The organism is Paenibacillus sp. SJS-P3 (genome assembly GCF_056711585.1).
Genome location: NZ_CM160043.1, coordinates 3,919,906 through 3,936,558 on the forward strand (window position 1 = coordinate 3,919,906; position 16,653 = coordinate 3,936,558).

19 protein-coding genes are annotated in these 16,653 nt (G+C 58.7%); 12 read left to right on the plus strand and 7 right to left on the minus strand.

Annotated features, from left to right (window positions below):
* Positions 1–124: 124 nt before the first annotated feature.
* From AC06G8_RS18070 to AC06G8_RS18100, 7 genes are all read left to right on the plus strand, one after another.
* Positions 125–445: an STAS domain-containing protein gene (locus AC06G8_RS18070; protein WP_021880239.1), complete on the plus strand. Its 321-nt coding sequence runs from the start codon at positions 125–127 to the stop codon at positions 443–445.
* Positions 446–482: 37 nt separating this feature from the next.
* The gene (gene rsbW, locus AC06G8_RS18075; RefSeq protein ID WP_447664970.1) at positions 483–938 is read left to right on the plus strand and encodes an anti-sigma B factor RsbW; all 456 of its coding nucleotides are present in this window, start codon (positions 483–485) and stop codon (positions 936–938) included.
* Positions 935–1,717, plus strand: a complete 783-nt coding sequence (locus tag AC06G8_RS18080) for a sigma-70 family RNA polymerase sigma factor (RefSeq protein WP_480283465.1) — start codon at positions 935–937, stop codon at positions 1,715–1,717. The genes rsbW and AC06G8_RS18080 overlap by 4 nt, the downstream gene beginning before the upstream one ends.
* 149 nt (positions 1,718–1,866) lie before the next feature.
* Positions 1,867–3,069 carry a magnesium transporter CorA family protein gene (locus AC06G8_RS18085; protein ID WP_480283466.1) on the plus strand — a complete coding sequence of 401 codons (1,203 nt, stop codon included), beginning with the start codon at positions 1,867–1,869 and terminating at the stop codon, positions 3,067–3,069.
* A 143-nt stretch (positions 3,070–3,212) separates the two neighbouring features.
* Positions 3,213–3,770 (plus strand): sigma-70 family RNA polymerase sigma factor, encoded by a 558-nt coding sequence (locus AC06G8_RS18090; protein WP_480283467.1) that lies wholly within the window; start codon positions 3,213–3,215, stop codon positions 3,768–3,770.
* A complete protein-coding gene (locus tag AC06G8_RS18095; protein ID WP_480283468.1) occupies positions 3,757–4,113 on the plus strand; it encodes a YxlC family protein in 357 nt (118 codons plus the stop codon). Before AC06G8_RS18090 ends, AC06G8_RS18095 begins: the two co-directional genes overlap by 14 nt.
* Positions 4,100–4,309, plus strand: coding sequence for a sigmaY antisigma factor component (locus tag AC06G8_RS18100; RefSeq protein ID WP_447664975.1), 210 nt, complete (start codon positions 4,100–4,102; stop codon positions 4,307–4,309). The genes AC06G8_RS18095 and AC06G8_RS18100 overlap by 14 nt, the downstream gene beginning before the upstream one ends.
* An 83-nt stretch (positions 4,310–4,392) precedes the next feature.
* Here AC06G8_RS18100 and AC06G8_RS18105 read toward each other — a convergent pair whose 3' ends face one another.
* Together AC06G8_RS18105 and AC06G8_RS18110 are read right to left on the minus strand one after the other, a co-directional pair.
* A complete protein-coding gene (locus AC06G8_RS18105; RefSeq protein ID WP_480283469.1) occupies positions 4,393–5,550 on the minus strand; it encodes a PP2C family protein-serine/threonine phosphatase in 1,158 nt (385 codons plus the stop codon).
* A gap of 137 nt (positions 5,551–5,687) precedes the next feature.
* On the minus strand, positions 5,688–6,284 hold the full coding sequence (locus AC06G8_RS18110) for a DUF948 domain-containing protein (protein WP_480283470.1): 597 nt from the start codon (positions 6,282–6,284) through the stop codon (positions 5,688–5,690).
* Between the two features lie 379 nt (positions 6,285–6,663).
* Between AC06G8_RS18110 and AC06G8_RS18115 the strand changes: the two genes are divergently transcribed.
* The 4 genes from AC06G8_RS18115 to AC06G8_RS18130 all read left to right on the plus strand — a co-directional run bounded on the left by AC06G8_RS18115 (position 6,664) and on the right by AC06G8_RS18130 (position 10,364).
* Positions 6,664–6,828: a DUF1328 domain-containing protein gene (locus AC06G8_RS18115; RefSeq protein WP_447665021.1), complete on the plus strand. Its 165-nt coding sequence runs from the start codon at positions 6,664–6,666 to the stop codon at positions 6,826–6,828.
* A 192-nt stretch (positions 6,829–7,020) separates the two neighbouring features.
* Positions 7,021–8,670, plus strand: a complete 1,650-nt coding sequence (locus AC06G8_RS18120) for an NAD(P)H-hydrate dehydratase (RefSeq protein ID WP_480283471.1) — start codon at positions 7,021–7,023, stop codon at positions 8,668–8,670.
* A gap of 155 nt (positions 8,671–8,825) precedes the next feature.
* On the plus strand, positions 8,826–9,656 hold the full coding sequence (locus tag AC06G8_RS18125) for a lipase family protein (RefSeq protein WP_480283472.1): 831 nt from the start codon (positions 8,826–8,828) through the stop codon (positions 9,654–9,656).
* A 345-nt stretch (positions 9,657–10,001) separates the two neighbouring features.
* Entirely contained in the window at positions 10,002–10,364 is a 363-nt protein-coding gene (locus AC06G8_RS18130) for a helix-turn-helix domain-containing protein (RefSeq protein WP_480283473.1), read from the plus strand.
* 244 nt (positions 10,365–10,608) lie between these two features.
* Here the strand turns inward: AC06G8_RS18130 and AC06G8_RS18135 are convergent, their stop codons facing one another.
* A complete protein-coding gene (locus AC06G8_RS18135) occupies positions 10,609–12,567 on the minus strand; it encodes a stalk domain-containing protein (protein ID WP_447664981.1) in 1,959 nt (652 codons plus the stop codon).
* Between the two features lie 257 nt (positions 12,568–12,824).
* On the opposite strand from AC06G8_RS18135, the gene AC06G8_RS18140 reads away from it, so the two are divergent.
* The gene (locus tag AC06G8_RS18140; protein WP_480283474.1) at positions 12,825–13,331 is read left to right on the plus strand and encodes a DinB family protein; all 507 of its coding nucleotides are present in this window, start codon (positions 12,825–12,827) and stop codon (positions 13,329–13,331) included.
* A 423-nt stretch (positions 13,332–13,754) separates the two neighbouring features.
* Here AC06G8_RS18140 and AC06G8_RS18145 read toward each other — a convergent pair whose 3' ends face one another.
* The 4 genes from AC06G8_RS18145 to AC06G8_RS18160 all read right to left on the minus strand — a co-directional run bounded on the left by AC06G8_RS18145 (position 13,755) and on the right by AC06G8_RS18160 (position 16,382).
* Entirely contained in the window at positions 13,755–14,009 is a 255-nt protein-coding gene (locus AC06G8_RS18145; RefSeq protein WP_447664984.1) for a hypothetical protein, read from the minus strand.
* Between the two features lie 148 nt (positions 14,010–14,157).
* Positions 14,158–14,880, minus strand: coding sequence for an amino acid ABC transporter ATP-binding protein (locus tag AC06G8_RS18150; protein ID WP_480283475.1), 723 nt, complete (start codon positions 14,878–14,880; stop codon positions 14,158–14,160).
* Positions 14,877–15,530, minus strand: coding sequence for an amino acid ABC transporter permease (locus AC06G8_RS18155; protein ID WP_447664986.1), 654 nt, complete (start codon positions 15,528–15,530; stop codon positions 14,877–14,879). The genes AC06G8_RS18150 and AC06G8_RS18155 overlap by 4 nt, the downstream gene beginning before the upstream one ends.
* A gap of 21 nt (positions 15,531–15,551) precedes the next feature.
* A complete protein-coding gene (locus AC06G8_RS18160) occupies positions 15,552–16,382 on the minus strand; it encodes an ABC transporter substrate-binding protein (protein WP_447664987.1) in 831 nt (276 codons plus the stop codon).
* Positions 16,383–16,653 lie beyond the last annotated feature (271 nt).

Here is a 16,653-nt window from a genome sequence, read left to right on the forward strand (position 1 = left end):
AAGAATATATTTCAGGATGAATCGGTTCAAAAGCTGTTTCAGATATCGGCGGACAGGTTATTTATCCTGTATGACCATTTAATGAAATCATTTTTGTCATGACACTTAATCAGGAGAGGGATCTATGAACCAGAACGAGAAGTTCCAACTGCGCACCGAAACTCAGGAAGGACGCTGCATCGTCTACCTGAGCGGAGAGCTTGACCTTGACTCCGCGTCCCAGCTCAGAGCCGCCATGGCTCCCCTTATGGAGCTGACCGACCGCGAGCTGATCCTTAACCTGAGCGACCTTAAATATATTGACAGCACGGGAATCGGCATCTTCGTCTCCGTGCTCAAAGCCCGTCATGCCAAGAACGCCCCGTTCGAGGTCGAAGCCATTCCTCCGGGTATCCGCAAGCTGTTCGACATGACCGGAATCACTCCTTTTTTGACCAAATCCTAAGAATTCCGCCTGCGCCGAGAAAGGACCGAAAAAAGATATGAATCCTGCTGAAGAAAAAATAGTTCTACGCCTCCCGGCGAGATCCGAATATCTGGATCTGATTCGTCTTACCTTGTACGGAGTCGCGACCAAAGTCGGATTTACGTATGAAGAAATCGAAGATATGAAGGTCGCCGTATCCGAAGCTTGCAACAACGCTGTGCTCTACGCTTATGCTGGGCATTCGGACGGAGCCGGTGAAATGGAGATCCGATTCGTCCGCACCCCCGATGCGCTGTCGATCATCGTCAAGGACGAAGGGGCCAGCTTCGACGCCGCTTCCGTCGCTCAAAAAGCTGAGCCTCTGCATGGCAAGTCCATCCATGACATTCAGGCAGGAGGACTCGGCCTCTATCTGATGCAGGCGCTTATGGATGAGGTCGAAGTGCGCAGCGAGATCGGGACGGAGGTCGTTCTTACCAAACGTCTGGTAAAAAGTGGGGAATTGGCATGACCATGAACCCGGCTAGCCAATCGCCGCAAGCGGGCACAGCCTTGATTTTGGAATATCAAAGCAATCCCAACAACGATACGGCTACGCTGCTTATCACCCATTACGAACCGATGGTCAAGATGGCAGCCGGCAAAATCGCGCGGAATCGGCCCGATCTATACGAAGACTTGTATCAGGTAGGCCAGATGGCCCTGCTTCGATTGTTCGCCCAGTTCGACGCTTCGATGGGGGTGCAGTTCGAGCCCTATGCCATGAAAAGCATCATCGGCCATATGAAGAACTACCTGAGGGACAAGTCCTGGTATATTCAGGTTCCGCGCCGGATCAAGGAAAAAGGGATTGCCGTCCAGCAGGCTATCGACGAGCTGACCATACGCCTGGAGCGTTCTCCCCGGGTAGAAGAGATTGCGGAGCGGATGGATCTTACGACCGAGGAAACGCTGGAAATACTCGGCGGCCGCGACTTGTACCATTATATTTCACTCGATACGCCGATATCGGAGGACGAGAGCACGACGACGCTCCGCGAGCTGATCGGCTCGCAGGCGGACGACTTCGACTCCGTCGACAAGAAGATGGACCTGCAGGCCGCTCTCCAGCAGCTGAAGCCCGAGGAGCAGCAGGTGTTGATGCTCGCATTCGAGGAAGGCATTCCGCAGCGTCTCATCGCCGATCGCCTGGGCGTCTCCCAGATGAGCATCTCGCGCATCCAGAGGAGAGCCATCGACAAGCTCAAGCGGCTCCTGTCGGAAGACGGACAAGCCTATGATGAAGCCTGATCCGCGCCTCTTGCCCTCATATCGTCTTTCACTGGCCGCATCCGGCTTGCCGGATGCGGTTTTTTCATCTTGCCTGGAGTCCGGTTGTAAGCAGAACCTCTTCGGGGTATGATGTTGAAGATCAATTCATCATGGAAGGAGGCGCTCCGATGATTCACCGCATGCTCCGTTATGCGGCAGGCTGGGAATGGCATATCATTCAGGAGCAGCGGGATTCCGCATTCCCGGGAAGCACGGATGAAGCGCCTTCTCCCCCTCTCGGAAGCCGCAAGTCGCGAACACCGACGCCAGCTCCCGGCCCCTCGGCCGAAGCGGAAGCTGCGGCCGAGGAAAGCCGCGCCGAGCAGACGGCCAGGCTGTGCGGAGAGCTTCCTTTTTGCAGCTCATGGATTCGGGAAGCCTCGGATCGCCGTCACAACCTCGTCTCGTACACGGAGGAGAGCGGCGGCGTCTCCATCCTCTCCGGCACGCTGATGATCCAGCTGTCGGAGCAAGGGCGCGACACCCGCCCTCTTCACTTCTGGCTGCAGGAATCGCGCCTCGTCACCTGGCATGAGGATCTGCGGCTGCCGCTGCGGCTGCAGACATCCGCCTGGTCCGAATCGCTGGAGCGCTGCGCCACCGCACCCGAAGGTTTCGCGGTGCTGCTGAGCGCCGCCCTCGAGGTGTTCCACAGCGGCCTCGACGAATTCGAGCGGCGGCTGACCGGACTCGAGAATGCGGTGCATAACCGCAACCGGACCGCATTGCTGCCCGTCATCTTCGAGCGGCGCCATGACCTGCTTCATTGGAATCATCTGTTCCTCCCCGTCCGCGAAGTGCATGACGCCGCCAAGGAAGCGTTCATGGACGGAATCGTGCAGTCCGCCTCCTTCCAGCGGCTCAGCTACAAGCTGGAGCGGATCGACTCGCTGCTGACCCATTACACGTCGGAGATGGACACGCTGATCGCCATGGACGACGCGATCGCGAGCTTCCGCGGCAACGACATCATGAAGACGCTGACTATCTTCACCGCCCTGTTCGTTCCGTCCACCATCGCCGGAACGTTGTGGGGCGTGAACTTTCTCCATCTGCCCGGCAGAAATTCCGAGTGGGGCTTCATCATCATGTGCGGCGCCGTCGTCGCCGTGACTTGCGCCCTCTATGCCTGGCTCTGGCACAAAGGCTGGACCGGCGATCTGCTCACCGACCGCCCTTCGACTCCTTCTGGCGATTCCTCGGCTTCGCCGAATTCCAGATCGGCCGCACGGGCTCCCGAGCGCCGCCAACGCCGCAAGTCCGGGAAAGCCCCTTTCGCGGGCGGGCGAAGCCGGCGGCCTTATCCGGGGTCTCCATCCGAAGAAGAATAAACCTCTTTGCTCCATGCAAAGCGTTTATTCTTTTTTTGATTCCGATGAACGTTTCGTTGCCGACAGGCGACAAATATAAAACTGCCGACAACAAATAAGCCGGTGAGGGACATACGACGCCGGAAGGTCAGGATGGAACGAAGATGACGGAATCAAGCAAGCTTGCTGCAGGCGCTCCTCTCGGCAGCCGGGAAGCTCTCGCGCGCAAGGGCAATCCGGATGCGCTGGCTTCGCTGCTTCACGAGCACTATCTCTTTTTGAAAAAGTATCTGATCAAGCTCACGTTGAGCCTTCCTCATGCCGAGGATTTGGCTCAGGAAACGGCGATCCGCGCCATTGAAGGCATAAGGAACTATCGGGCGGAGGCGAAGTTCACGACCTGGCTGCTGCAGATAGCGACTCATGCGTTTCTCGACGACAGGCGCAAGCAGGACCGGAGAAGCCGCTGGCTGAGGGCATACCGGGACACCGAACGGCTGCGCCTGCAGCAAGCCTGTCCCGGCTTGTCCATCGAGCTGCTTGAGGCGCTGGAGGCTCTGTCGGTGGAACATCGCGCCGCCGTGCTGCTCAAGCATTACTACGGCTATTCGTACGAAGAAATCGGAACGATGACAGGCGTATCGCCGGGGACGGCCAAGTCGCGCGTCCATCACGGTCTGGCCCGCCTGCGGAAGGAGCTGGATGCCCATGAAGGAATCTGATGAGAAGGAATCGGCGAACGACATGGAAACGGATGTCGAAGCGAGACTTGTCCGCGAGCTCAGGCAGCTGGACCGGGAGCTGCCGGATGAAGGGGGTCCCGGACTGAACGAGCTGGAGGGGCTTGTACGAACCGTGCAGGCAAGACAGCGCCAGGCTTTGCTTCGCGATCTTCTCCTATTTTGGGGTGTCGCCGCGCTCGTGCTCGGGGTTGTATTCTGCGCGGCAGCGTTCGCGCTCGTTCCTTATCTCGCCACCCAGCTTCTCGTTGCCGTCGGAGCGGTTGTCGCCTGTGTGCTCAAGCTTGCTTCGGGAAGAAAGGCTGCCGCACATGAGCAGGAATAATCCTTCCATCAGCGACGTTCCGATCTATGTCTGGATCCTCGTCCTAACCGTGCTGCTGGCCCAGAGCACCTGGCTGTTCATCGATGCGGGGCGCCGGGGACGCAACCGCTGGTTTTGGGGAATCTGGGGCCTTCTTCATTTCCCTACCCCCCTTCTCGTCTACTTCGTCTGGTACAAATGGATCAAGAAGCGCTGAATCGGATGCAAATAGGCTGCAAGCTCGTCATCCGCGGATGACAGGCCTGCAGCCTTTTTCATTGGATCGTCAGCCAAGCGCCTTCAGCTGATCTGAATCCGGACCAGACAGCAGTCATCGGGCCGATCCAGTCCTTCCTCTCCGCCCACCAGATCCTGTAGGGATCCGGTATGGCGCACCGTGCCGGCCAGATGGTCCAGCAGCGTATCCAGCCGGCTCTCTTCCGGGCCGCTGACGAGCTCGATCAGGCCGTCGGTGAACAGCAGCAGCTGATCGCCCGGCTGCAGCTTCAGGACATGCTTGGTGAAGGCGACGTCCTCGAACATTCCGACCGCCATGCCGCCGCCGGACAGTCTCTCCAGCGGGAGGCCGGCATCACAGCGGACCAGGATGCCAGGCGGGTGCCCCGCATTGACATACTCGACGGTGCCGCTGGCCAGGTCCACGACAAGATAGAGAGCCGTGAAGTAATACTGGATGAGCTGATCGGCGAACTGCAGCTGCAGCGCCCGCCGGTTGAGCTCCTCCATGACGCTGACCGGCTCTACTCTCGTTACCATCGCGTCTCGCAGGACGGAAGCGATGAACATGCAGACGAGAGAGGAGGAGATCCCGTGGCCCATCGCATCGATGACGGCGATGCCGTAGCGGTTCTCATCGATCCGGTTCCAGGCATAGAGGTCTCCGGAAAGCTCCTCGGATGGCTGATAGAGCGCGTCGATCTGGATGCCGCTTTCCTCTAGACGGGCAGGCAATGCGGCCGACTGCACTTCCTTGGCGAGCTGAAGCTCCTCCCGGATCCGCCTGTCGCGCTCCTTATGCCAATCCTTCTCCTGCTTGAGCCGCAGCGCCACGCGGATTCGGGCGAGCAGCTCGATCCGGTTGATCGGCTTGGTGACGTAATCGATCGCGCCGGCATCCAGCGCCTCGGCCAGCTTCTTGGAGTCTCCCATGGCGGTCACCATGATGACAGGGATATCCCTCAGCCGCTCCGATGCCTGAACGGCCAGGCATGCCGCGATGCCGTCGATGCGGGGCATCATCATATCCAGAAGGATCAGATCGACGCCGGGATCAGGCGCGACTTCGCTCATCTCTTCTCCATTCTCGGACAAGCCGAGAATCGAGAACAGCTCCATACCCGAGGAGGCTGCCCGGATATCCCTGTATCCGGCCCGCTTGAGCATTTCCTGAACGACCGTTATATTCATCGCGTTGTCGTCTACTACTACTATGCGCATGTTAATGTAATCTCCCCGGAAATCATGGCAAAAGCAGGAAGGTTTATCCCCCTGCCGCCTTTTTTTCTGTCCTTATGGTAGCCCATGTTGCCGATAAAGTCCAGCCGGCGGAAGCCTTCCGCCGACCAGCCGCTTGCTTACGCCTTGCTCTTGCCTGCACGAAGCAGACGCGCCGCTTGAATGCCTACATCCAGCCAGCCTACCCATGCCGGAGAAGAAGAAGCTTCATCCGCAAGAACGGGCACCTTGCGTGGGCGTTCTCCCGTCGCCGGCGTACCGGACCGCAGCGGGACCGCCGTTCCGGCATAGGCGGCAGCCGCGCCGCTGAGAGACTTCTCGGATGCTGCCGCCGCGCTTGCCGCGCCTTCTTCCAGCTGAGAATGGACGGCCGACTCATGCGCCTTGCGGCGCAGCTTGCTGGTCCAGCCGGAGGAGAACTCCCGCGCGGCCGACGCCACTTCGTGGACCGTCTTGCCGACTTCGCGAACCGAAGCCATCAATGGATCGACGGCATCGATCTGATGGTTGACCTGGTTGGTCAAATCCTTGACGCTCACGACGAGGGCATCCACATCGCCCTTCCATTCCTTGACGGCCCCTTGCACCTCGCGGATCGCTCCGCTTGCCGCTTCCAGCGAATGCTGGGCTTTGCGCAGCGTCTGAACCAGAAATCCGACGAGAACGGCGATTGAAAGGGCGATAACCAGTACGCTGATCTCCAAGATCATGCTCATTTCATTTCCTCCTTGGCGGTCATGCGACTGCCCGCTTGATTTTTACGTCTTTACCCGTCAGGCCGCCGATCCAATCAAGCCGTTTGCTTCTTCTCTCCTATCCGTGGCTGCCTCCGTTCCCTCCCATGCTGAAGGAGATATCCATCCTTGCCTCCGAAGATGGATATCGCGCCTCCCGCCTTGATCTCTTGTTATATCTCGTACTAGATGTAGGAAAATTTAGGCTTGCCCTCTGTTGTTTCGGCCCCTGCAGGCTCGGTTAATACTGCTACAACAGCGGACGGCACAGTCGTCCGGCGGGTTTGACAGAAGGGCAGGCATCAAGTCCTGCCCGGCTGTCGAATCCGTAAACTAACCTAAGAAGGGTACGGTGAATCTCATGTTAAAATGGGCAGTTATTTTCCTTGTCATCGCCATCGTGGCGGCAATCTTCGGTTTCGGCGGCATCGTCGGCGCAGCGGCAGGCATCGCCAAGGTCCTCTTCTTCATCTTCCTGATCCTGTTCGTCATCTCGCTCATTACGGGCCGGAGAACAACCCCTTAACGGGGAGGCTCGGACAGATTAAGCGGCAAGCCGGAGCTCGTCCGATCCCGGACGAGCCTACGCTGGAAAGCTTTCGCTTCCCTCGGGAAGCGGGGGCTTTTTTTGCGTGCCGGAACAAGGATTCTATTGAAGGAATCCGAACGAGGGTAAGACAGCTATAGAAGCAGCAACATTTAGAAGGAAGGGATGACCATGAATCTCGCAACCGCGCAGCAAATGCGCCGCCTGGAAGAAAAAGCGATGGAAGGAGGTCTCCTGACGGCGGCGACCCTGATGGAGAACGCTGGCCGCGCATTGGCCGAGGCGGTATGCCGATTCGCCCTCGGCCATGAGCTTGAAGGACCGTATGCCCTGCGCTTGCCGGGAAATCCGGACATAGGCGCAGGCTCCAGCCGCTGGTCAGAGAAAAATGCGATAAACAAAGGCCACCGCGGCGGGATGCGGCCATGGGCCGTCTTGACGGGCAAAGGCCGCAACGGCGGCGACGGCTTGGCGGCGGCCAGGCATCTGGCGCTTCTCGGATTGCCGGTCCGCATCATCTATTCCGCTCCTCCGGAGCAGCTGGACGAAGAAGCCGTCCGCCAGCGCAAGCTGCTGCACAAGCTTCCGGGCGCCCTGCAGCCGGATGAACAAGTCTACGCGCCGGGCGCAATCGAATGGAACGGGTTCGGAGGCATCGTCGATGCCCTGCTCGGAACCGGTACGGTCTCCGGCCCGCTCCGCGAGCCCTTCGCCTCGCTGATCCGCGAAGCCAACGGCAGCGGCTTGCCGATCATCTCAGCCGATCTGCCGAGCGGCGTCGAACCGGATACAGGCGCCGTATCGGATCCTTGCATCCAGGCTTCGGCTACCGTTGCCTTCGGCCTTGCCAAGATCGGCCTGGCTCAATATCCAGGCGCCGGAATGGCCGGCGCCGTCCTCGTCGCTCCGATCGGCGCCTCTCTCGATCCTGCAGCTATGGGCTTGCCAGCGGTCCATATGCTATCGGAACCGGTGCTGCGGAATGTGCTGGGCGAGGAGTCGGATGACCGACGCGAGGCCGACAGCAACAAAGGGACGTACGGCCATGTGCTGTCCGCGGCAGGAAGCAGGCTTATGAGCGGCGCCGGCTTGCTCTGCGCGACCGCCGCCCTGCGCTCAGGAGCCGGTCTCGTCACCTGGGCGCTGCCGGACCGCATGGCGGAAGCCGTCATCGGCCTGCGGCCGGAGCTCATGCTGGCTGCTCTAGAGGATGGCGGCACCGGCGGCTGGCAGGATGTCGATCCCGTCGAGCTCGCCTCCGCCGCTGCCCGGATGGACTCGCTCGTCATCGGCCCTGGCCTCGGCAAGCTTCCTTCCGGCTGGCTGCGCCGGCTGTGGGAAGCTCTGCCGGAATCGCTGCCGATCGTGCTGGATGCCGATGCGCTGAACCAGCTCGCCGCAGAAAAGGACTTCGCTTCCTGGCCCCGCCGCCAGGGCGGCGTCGTCCTCACCCCTCATCCCGGCGAGATGGCCCGGCTGACCGGATTGTCTACGCCGGAAGTGCAGCGGAACCGCATCGAAGCAGCTCGCCGATATGCCTCCGAGCATGGGGTCACGCTTGTTCTGAAAGGAGTCCGCACCGTCATCGCGGCTCCGGACGGGACCTGCTTCGTGAATCCGACCGGCAATGCGGGCATGGCGACCGGCGGCACCGGCGACGTGCTGGCAGGCATCATCGGCGGCCTGCTCGCCCAAGGGAAGAGCCCTGCAGCCGCAGCCGCTCTCGGCGTCTGGCGCCATGGAGCGGCGGGAGACCGCGCCGCCGCCGCACGCCGCTCCCCGGCCTCCCTGATCGCCGGAGATCTGATCGAGCATCTGTAGACCCATCAGAAGCACGGGAGGTCCTTCCGGACTTCAATCCCATGGCAGCCGCTCTTGCGCTATTATCCGCTCACAGCCCCCGTCCATAGGCGCATATCCTTGACCGTCCGCATATAATGCATACACAAGCATACAGCGGCAAAGGAGTTGGAAGCGTGAGCAGAGAGGTCAATCTGAGCAGCGCCTCCCCGGAGATGGATCCCCGTACTGCCCTGTTTCTCGCGGCGATGTGCGGGCAGACTTATATGCAGCTCCAAAGCATGGGAACAATCCGGCTTCCGGAGGAATATGAGCTTGTCGGCACCTTCCAAGCCGGAGGCTTGAACGGGTATTCCCAGCCGTTCGGATTCGTCGCGAAGTCGGCCCGCACTTCCATTCTCGCTTTCCGCGGCACCAGCTCCACCTTGGAATGGATCACCGACTTCATGGCCGATCAAGTGGACTTCGATCTCATCCCCGGAGGCGGGGCTACTCACCGCGGATTCACGGAACTGTACCGCAGCGCAAGGCCGCAAGTCATGGAGCTGCTGGGCGAAGTTCCGCCCGGCAATCCGCTGTTCGTAACCGGGCACAGCCTCGGCGGCGCGCTCGCCGTCCTGGCGGCGGTCGATCTCGCGGAGAACAGCGGTTTCTCCGCTCCCGTCGTGTATACGTTCGCAGCCCCCCGTGTCGGGAATCCGGAATTCGTCGACGCTTACAACAAAGCGGTTCCGCAAAGCTTCCGCATCGCCAACAAGGACGATATCGTCGTTCACCTCCCTCCGCTCGTCTATCAGGATCCGCGGACCAAGACGATCTATTATTACTCGCATGTCCGCCATCCGAGCGAGCTTGATTTCAAAGGCGGCGGCATATCGGGGAATCATGTGCTGAGCAGCTACTTCCGCGCGCTCGCGCTGCAGGAGCCCGGATTCGTCGACGCCATGTGCATGGATCCGATCGGCTGGTGTCCTTCCCCGAGCCTTCCGGGCGAAGGCGGGAAATAGCCCCTCTCAGCCGGGCCGGATCCGCCCGCCGCCGGAAAAAGCATGAAGGCGGAGCATGCCGATCCATTGCCGCATGCAGTCGCAAGTCTGCCTGTTCTCCGGTACAATAGAAAAGCGAGCGGCCGTCTCTCCGAGGCCACTGGAAAAGTAGCGTAAGGCGCGAAATCGTTCTGGAGAAACGGATGTGGTCGCCTTTGTCCCCGGATTTCAACCGTTAAAAGCGGCAGAAATCAGAGAAATCTGGGGACAACAGCGATCGGAAGAATGATTTCAATCTGCAGCGACACATTTCAGTTGCCTCCGTCTCCCCGGCCGCCTTTTTTCGATCGGAGGAATGATTGCGTCATGTCCAAGCCTGACCACCCCGTCTCCGCTCCGGAGCCGGCTATCGGAAGCCGGCTCCGGGAGCTGCGGCTTCTTCGCGGATGGACGCAGCAGCAGCTGGCCGACGTGCTCGGAATCGCCAAGTCGACTGTATCCCAATACGAGAACAACGTGAACGAACCGGATCTGCGGATGCTTGCCCGCCTCTGCCGGCTGTTCGATGTCCCCTCTGACGATCTGCTCGGACTGAAGGCGGCCGCCGGTTCCGATTCGTTGACCGGCGGACTGCAGGCGCTGTCTGCCGATGAACAAGCCTTCCTGCAAGCAAGCCTGGACGCTTACCGCATGGCCGTAAAAATGAAAGACAGCAAGCGCGTAACGTAGGCCTCTGACGTAAGCCGCCCGGAGACTTGCCAGGCAATAGCAGGCAGGCATTATTACGCCTGCTGCCGTCCTCACAGCCAGATGAAAATCGCCGGGAGCCTTGCATCCCGTACATCCAGCCGCTTCGAGCTGGCGATATTCGCTCTCCCCTCTTTATATCCAAAGAAGCAAAATAAACCGTCCGGAAAACCGGACGGTTTATTACGCTTGGATCAAACCTTGGATGAACGTGAATCCAGCTGGCTCAGCCTTTCACAGCCGGCATCGGCTGGAACATCATCGTAATCGGCAGGTTGCTGCCGGAGGCGATCATGTAGACAAGCTCCACCGTTTCCTGCGTGTTGCCGGATCGGTAGATGACGGCCGCTTCGTTCTGATCCTTCAACTGGTCATTGTTCGTGACCGGCACCAGCTGCCCGTTGACGAGGAAGCCTCCCGCGTACAACCCTCCCCGTGGATTGAGAGAGACGATCGTGCGCGGCGCCAAAGTCACTTTCATTTTGTACAGCACGCCGAAATTGCCGACATTGTACTGCAGCGTTCCGGTCGTGTTGTCATAGCCGTCCAGATAGGGATCCAGCACGTTGTCGCCGAGCACGACGCGCTCTTCCTTCGTGCCGAGGACGCCGTCGATCTGGATGTCGCGGGTCGTATTGTTGAAAGAGCCCCGCGTGTGAATTCCGTCAGCCGGCATCAGGTCCAGGAAATCCAGGTTCTGCAGCGGATCCTTGCCGTCCGCGACAACGACGACGCGGAAGCGCAGCGTCTGGTCGGCGGCGACATCCGCATAGGCCGAGTACACCATTCCCGGCTTGATCGCCGACTCCGATATTTGCGGCAGCACTTTGACCGACTGCCCCGGCCTTACCTGTGTCGTCACCGCTGCGCCATTGGCCTGCAATGCACTCAGGTAACGCACCGTAGAGAGTTTGCCGGTGCGGATCTCGGATGGATCCGGTCCGCCGGTGCCGACCGCTCCGACACTGAAGTTCGCCGGCATATTGCCTTCGTTCGTCACGACGAGGTACATGCGGACATTGTAGCTGAGCGTATTCTTGTTGTGGAAGAGGAAGCGGATGTTGCCCGAGAACTGGTCGTCGTATGCGATGCCTTCCTGCTTCCACAGCTCCGGGCTGTTGCTGCGGATCATCCGCGACGGCTCCGACTGAAAATCATAAGACAAAGTCGGAATGCTGAGCACGGCCCCGCCGTCCACCTTGTACTTCTCTCCGACAGGGGTATACAGCATGCCGAACTCGGTCTCGTTATAGAGCACTTCGTCCGTAATGGTGATCGTCTTGCTCACAGTCGAGGTGAGGCCTTGCGTATCCGTTACGCTCAGCGCGATCGTCTTTTCTCCCGGCTCGAAATAGCCCAGCTGGCGCCCGGTCCATTTCGTCTTGGCCGGATCGATCGCGTTGTTGTCGTCCGTGCTGAGATCCGTGAACTGAACCTGCTCGCCTTGACGGTAGACCGTCTTGTCGGTCGAGAAGTCCGCCACCGGCGGCATGTTCACCGGAAGGACCTGCACAGTCACCGAGTACGGGTCGCTCCAGGTGCCTGCGGAATCCTGGACCCGCCTTGTGACCGTATACGTCCCCGCCACGGCGAATACATCCTGGCGGCCGGTCCACTCCTCATTTTGCATTGGCAAGCCGGCAGGAGAGGAGTACTGGTCCATGTACTGCACGGGATCGCCAGCGTACAGCGGCTGCGGCGTCACCTGGAAGGCCGCGCTGGGCATCGACTGCTGCCAGGTCAGCGTGACCGTCTTGCCGGAGAAGGCGATCTTGCTCTCGGATATGAGCGCCCAGGTCCGGATCGGAATCATGAGCGATCCTTTCAAGGAGTAGGCGGGCGCTTCTCCCGTCCATTTCGTCCCGTTGACCAGGATATCCTTCGTGTTCATCTTGAACCGGATCTCGCCCTTGGCGCTGATGGCGATGGATTCCTTCGTCTTGGCATCGTACGAGACTTGATAGCCGTACAGCTTGGCGAGCGAGCTGAAGGCGGCGTAGGAGTAGTCCTTGCTGATCGTAAGCGGCTGCACCGCGTTGTAAGGTGCGCCGTTGATCATCATTTTTGTGCTGTTTTTGGTCAGAACGAGCGTCTGGGCACCGTCCTGAGGACTGGCATTCGCGCTGCCGCCGTACACAGGAAGCAATAACAAGGAAAGCATGAGCAGCCATTTCATCGGTTTCATGGATCGGGTCTCCTTTGATTCTAATCGGTAAAGAACGGCCGAATCGCTTATCGCACTTAGAATAAAACGCAGGTCCGATGGAAATGTTGCGAAATTTGGGATTTTTATCAATGGACGCAAGCAAGAAGGCCCGCCGTATGGACAGGGAAAAACGGCCGGGCATTCCTCGGACAGGCAGCCCTCGATATTAGTACTAAGTCCTAATACCTTGATATATAATGGCTGAAAGAACCGTCAGTTTATGGAGGCGATAGGGGATGGAGGATAGCAAACCTGGTCTGAACGCAGCAAGAGAGCTGCTGCTGCAGGAAATTTCAGCTCTGACCGAAGACGAGTTCAATGAGATCGCGGAAAACCATGCGTGGAGCATCGCTCAAATTTGCCAGCATTTGTTGAAGACGGAAATCTTGTTCCAAAAAGCCCTTGCATTCGGCCTGCGCCAAGAGCAGCAATCCCGACCACAGCGGCAGCCCATCGAAATCGTGTCCGATCGCTCCATCAAATTTCCAGCCCCCAAGGTTTCAGAGCCCGATGATGGCCCCTTTCAAATTCCGCAAATCGTCCAGCAATTGAACGGCGCCAGGTCAAATTTCTTGGCATTTCTGGATTCGATCGAGGATAAATCCGTGTTGAAGGAAGCAGCCGTGCATCATCCCCGCTTCGGCGATCTGCCTCTGGATCAATGGGTGGAGCTGCTGCATCTGCATGAGCGGCGGCATATTGAACAAATCATAGAGCTGAAATCGGTACTGAAGCAGAATTAGAATCCAATCGAGGCTTTTCAAAATGGCCGCGGCAAGTCAAAAAGGACAGCTCCGCCAGCAGAGCCGTCCATCACATCAAGTAGGCGCCCTTCGCATTCCACATTCAGCCCGGCCTTACTCCCGCCCCGCCCATCCGACGATCTTCAGGTCGGAATCCACGTATACGCCGATAAGTCCCTCCATGAGATCTTTGTCCGTCGCGAAATCGACCCCGCATACGCCTTTCTCGACCGTCGGCGTGACAGGAGCCTCCTTCCAGCTGCCGTTGTTCCCGCCGCATCGCCGCTTCCCGCCATGCCTGAACTCCTTCCGAAATCCAATGACCGCCGCAGGAGCATCGCGATCTCCGCCTCATTAGAGCATGTCCTTCATTTTCCCATATACGAAAAACAAGGAAGCATCCTTGCATCCGCTTCATTCGGATCAGGCCCGGAGCTTTACAATCGCCTTTTCCCGGTCCTTGCTGGCCACATAGAACCGGTACTCGGTAAGGCTGCATCCAAGCAGTCCCTGATCGTAGCTTAGCTCTTGCAGCCGGAATGGAATCGCCGCTTCCTTCAGCCTCTCCAACACGGCATCGGTGCCGGATGCTTCCGTGGAACACCAGACGCAATGCCTGAATTTCGAGGTCATCCGCGCCGCGGCGCAGCGAAGCCAGCTCTCGATGTTTCCTGTCATGCTTCCTCCACCTCTCCCGATCAGGCCATCCTTTCTAATGAACTATGCGGCAGGAGCAGGGTGCAGAACATGGACCGATTGGCGGGAATGCAAAAAAAACCTTGAAGGCCCGGGGGCTTTCAAGGTTCGGCTCATTGCAGGCCGGGTTCTACAGCACTTTGGAAAGGAATTCGCGCGTGCGCTCATGCTGCGGAGCGGCAAACACCTCGCGGGGATTGCCTTCCTCTACAATATAACCGCCGTCCATGAAGATCAGGCGGTCGGCGACTTCGCGGGCAAAGCCCATCTCATGGGTGACGATGATCATCGTCATGCCCTGCTGGGCGAGCTTCTTCATGACGTCGAGCACCTCCCCGACCATCTCGGGGTCCAGCGCGGATGTCGGCTCGTCGAAGAGCATGACATCCGGCTGCATGGCGAGCGCGCGGGCGATGGCGATGCGCTGCTTCTGGCCGCCGGACAGGCTGTCGGGACGAGCATCGCGCTTGTCCTCGAGACCGACCGTCCGCAGCAGCTCCAGCGCGATCTTCTCGGCTTCTTCCTTGCCGAGCCCCTTCACCTTGCGCGGGGATACCGTCAGGTTGTCCAGAACCGACATATGCGGAAACAGGTTGAAGTGCTGGAACACCATGCCCATCTTCTGGCGGATGGAGTTCAGATCCTTCTGGGCGCCCGTCACATCGCGGCCCTCGAAGCGGATCATGCCGCCGGTCGGCTCCTCGAGCCGGTTCAGGCAGCGCAGGAACGTGCTCTTGCCGGAGCCGCTCGGGCCGATGACGGCTACGACCTCGCCCTTGCTGATGTTCGCGTTGATGCCCTTCAGCACCTCGTTCTTGCCGAACGATTTGCGCAGTTCTTGAATTTCGATCATCGCTGGCCCATCCTCCTCTCAAGCAAGATAAGCAAGCGGGACAGCGTGAAGGTCATGATGAAGTAGATGCCGCCTGCGACCAAAAGCGGCTCGAACGAGCGGAACGTCACGCCCTGGATCGTCCGGGCGTTATACAGCAGCTCGGCGAGGCCGACGACCGAAATCAGCGAGGAATCCTTGATGATGACGATAAGCTCGTTGCCGATGGCCGGCAGCATGTTGCGGAAAGCCTGCGGCAGCACGATGAGCCGCATCGTCATGCCGCGGGACATCCCGAGGGAGCGGGCCGCTTCGGTCTGGCCTTTGTCGATGGCCTGGATGCCCGCCCTGAATACTTCCGCCATATAAGCGGCGCTGTTGATCGTCAAGGCGACGACGCCTGCGACGAACGCCGGCAGGTTGATGCCGACCGTAGGCAGCGCGTAGTAGATGATCAGAATCTGCACGAGCATCGGGGTGCCGCGGATGATCTCGATGTACGTTACCGCAAGGAATTTGAGCACCCAGATCCGGGAAAGGCGGACAAGGGCAAGCAATACGCCGAAGACAGTGCCGAACAGCACTCCCAAAACGGAAAGACGGAGCGTAAGCCAGGCTCCGTCCACAAAGTAAGACCAGTATCCGTTGAGTGCGGAAAAATCGAGATTCATTTTATTCGCACCATCCGTCCCTTATTTTCCGACCAGTTCATTGGCTTCGACGACGAAGCGGTCGATCTCTCCGCTTTCCTTCAGACGGTCGATCGTTTTGTTGACGGAATCGACAAGCTCCTTGTTGCCTTTCTTGATGGCGATGGCGGAACCTGCTTCGTCGGCGGACTGCTCGATCTTCACGTTCGTCAGCGCGACCGTATCCTGTGCTTTGACGTACTGGTCGGCAACCGGCTTCTCCAGAATCAGAGCGTCCACGCGGCCGGAATTCAGCTCCAGGATCAGTTCCGGAATCTTGGCGATCGAAGTCAGCTTGGCGCCTTCGATTTCCTTGGCGATTCCTTCTTGGATCGAACCTTTTTGGACGCCGATTTTTTTGCCTTTCAGATCGTCCAGCGTGTTGAAGCTTCCTTCGTTTCCTTTTTTGGCGAGCACGCCTTGATCGGCCAAATAGTAGATCTTCGAGAAGTCGACGGCTTTGGCGCGCTCCTCGGTCGGCGTCATGCCCGAGATGACGAAATCGACTTTGCCCGTATCGAGCGACAGCAGCAGGCCGTCAAAATCCATGTCCTTGATTTCCAGCTTGGCGTTCATATCCTTGGCGATTTCCTTGGCGATCTCGATATCGAAGCCGACGATCGCGTCTTTGCCGTCAACCGTTTTGTGGAACTCGTATGGCGCGTAGTCCGCGCTCGTGCCGAGCACCAGCGTTTTCTGCTCCGTGCCCGCATTCGTATTCTCGGCCGCGCCCGTATTCGCGGCACCACCCGTATTGCTTTCGACATTGCCCTTCTGGCCGCATGCGGTCAGCACCAGCATTGCCGCGATCGCTACTGTCCAAACCTTCTTCATGATCATCTCTCCCGCCTCTATTTAATCGATGTGGAGCGGGCTGGAACCCGTCCGATGGCTAGCAAAAGTAAATATGCGAAAAAACGAATAAATAATTACGAATGCCAGTATAACACCGATAATAAGCAATCACAACGTTTGAAGCGCAAGTTTCAAAATGATGCCATTTACGTCTTTTTAAGATGAAGTTATTTACGAATAAAGATATTTTATCATGTACTCTTGCTAGTAATGGTTAAAAGCAAGAAATGAACAAGGAAAGAACTGTTCG

What these genes read in the sequence shown, in the direction of transcription:
- AC06G8_RS18135 (WP_447664981.1), bottom strand. Translation starts at nt 12,567, where the DNA reads ATGAAACCGATGAAATGGCTGCTCATGCTTTCCTTGTTATTGCTTCCT.
- AC06G8_RS18145 (WP_447664984.1), bottom strand. Translation starts at nt 14,009, where the DNA reads ATGACAGGAAACATCGAGAGCTGGCTTCGCTGCGCCGCGGCGCGGATG.
- rsbW (WP_447664970.1), top strand. Translation starts at nt 483, where the DNA reads ATGAATCCTGCTGAAGAAAAAATAGTTCTACGCCTCCCGGCGAGATCC.
- AC06G8_RS18110 (WP_480283470.1), bottom strand. Translation starts at nt 6,284, where the DNA reads ATGAGCATGATCTTGGAGATCAGCGTACTGGTTATCGCCCTTTCAATC.
- AC06G8_RS18085 (WP_480283466.1), top strand. Translation starts at nt 1,867, where the DNA reads ATGATTCACCGCATGCTCCGTTATGCGGCAGGCTGGGAATGGCATATC.
- AC06G8_RS18120 (WP_480283471.1), top strand. Translation starts at nt 7,021, where the DNA reads ATGAATCTCGCAACCGCGCAGCAAATGCGCCGCCTGGAAGAAAAAGCG.
- AC06G8_RS18140 (WP_480283474.1), top strand. Translation starts at nt 12,825, where the DNA reads ATGGAGGATAGCAAACCTGGTCTGAACGCAGCAAGAGAGCTGCTGCTG.
- AC06G8_RS18155 (WP_447664986.1), bottom strand. Translation starts at nt 15,530, where the DNA reads ATGAATCTCGATTTTTCCGCACTCAACGGATACTGGTCTTACTTTGTG.
- AC06G8_RS18090 (WP_480283467.1), top strand. Translation starts at nt 3,213, where the DNA reads ATGACGGAATCAAGCAAGCTTGCTGCAGGCGCTCCTCTCGGCAGCCGG.
- AC06G8_RS18080 (WP_480283465.1), top strand. Translation starts at nt 935, where the DNA reads ATGACCATGAACCCGGCTAGCCAATCGCCGCAAGCGGGCACAGCCTTG.
- AC06G8_RS18105 (WP_480283469.1), bottom strand. Translation starts at nt 5,550, where the DNA reads ATGCGCATAGTAGTAGTAGACGACAACGCGATGAATATAACGGTCGTT.
- AC06G8_RS18100 (WP_447664975.1), top strand. Translation starts at nt 4,100, where the DNA reads ATGAGCAGGAATAATCCTTCCATCAGCGACGTTCCGATCTATGTCTGG.
- AC06G8_RS18115 (WP_447665021.1), top strand. Translation starts at nt 6,664, where the DNA reads ATGTTAAAATGGGCAGTTATTTTCCTTGTCATCGCCATCGTGGCGGCA.
- AC06G8_RS18130 (WP_480283473.1), top strand. Translation starts at nt 10,002, where the DNA reads ATGTCCAAGCCTGACCACCCCGTCTCCGCTCCGGAGCCGGCTATCGGA.
- AC06G8_RS18160 (WP_447664987.1), bottom strand. Translation starts at nt 16,382, where the DNA reads ATGAAGAAGGTTTGGACAGTAGCGATCGCGGCAATGCTGGTGCTGACC.
- AC06G8_RS18095 (WP_480283468.1), top strand. Translation starts at nt 3,757, where the DNA reads ATGAAGGAATCTGATGAGAAGGAATCGGCGAACGACATGGAAACGGAT.
- AC06G8_RS18150 (WP_480283475.1), bottom strand. Translation starts at nt 14,880, where the DNA reads ATGATCGAAATTCAAGAACTGCGCAAATCGTTCGGCAAGAACGAGGTG.
- AC06G8_RS18070 (WP_021880239.1), top strand. Translation starts at nt 125, where the DNA reads ATGAACCAGAACGAGAAGTTCCAACTGCGCACCGAAACTCAGGAAGGA.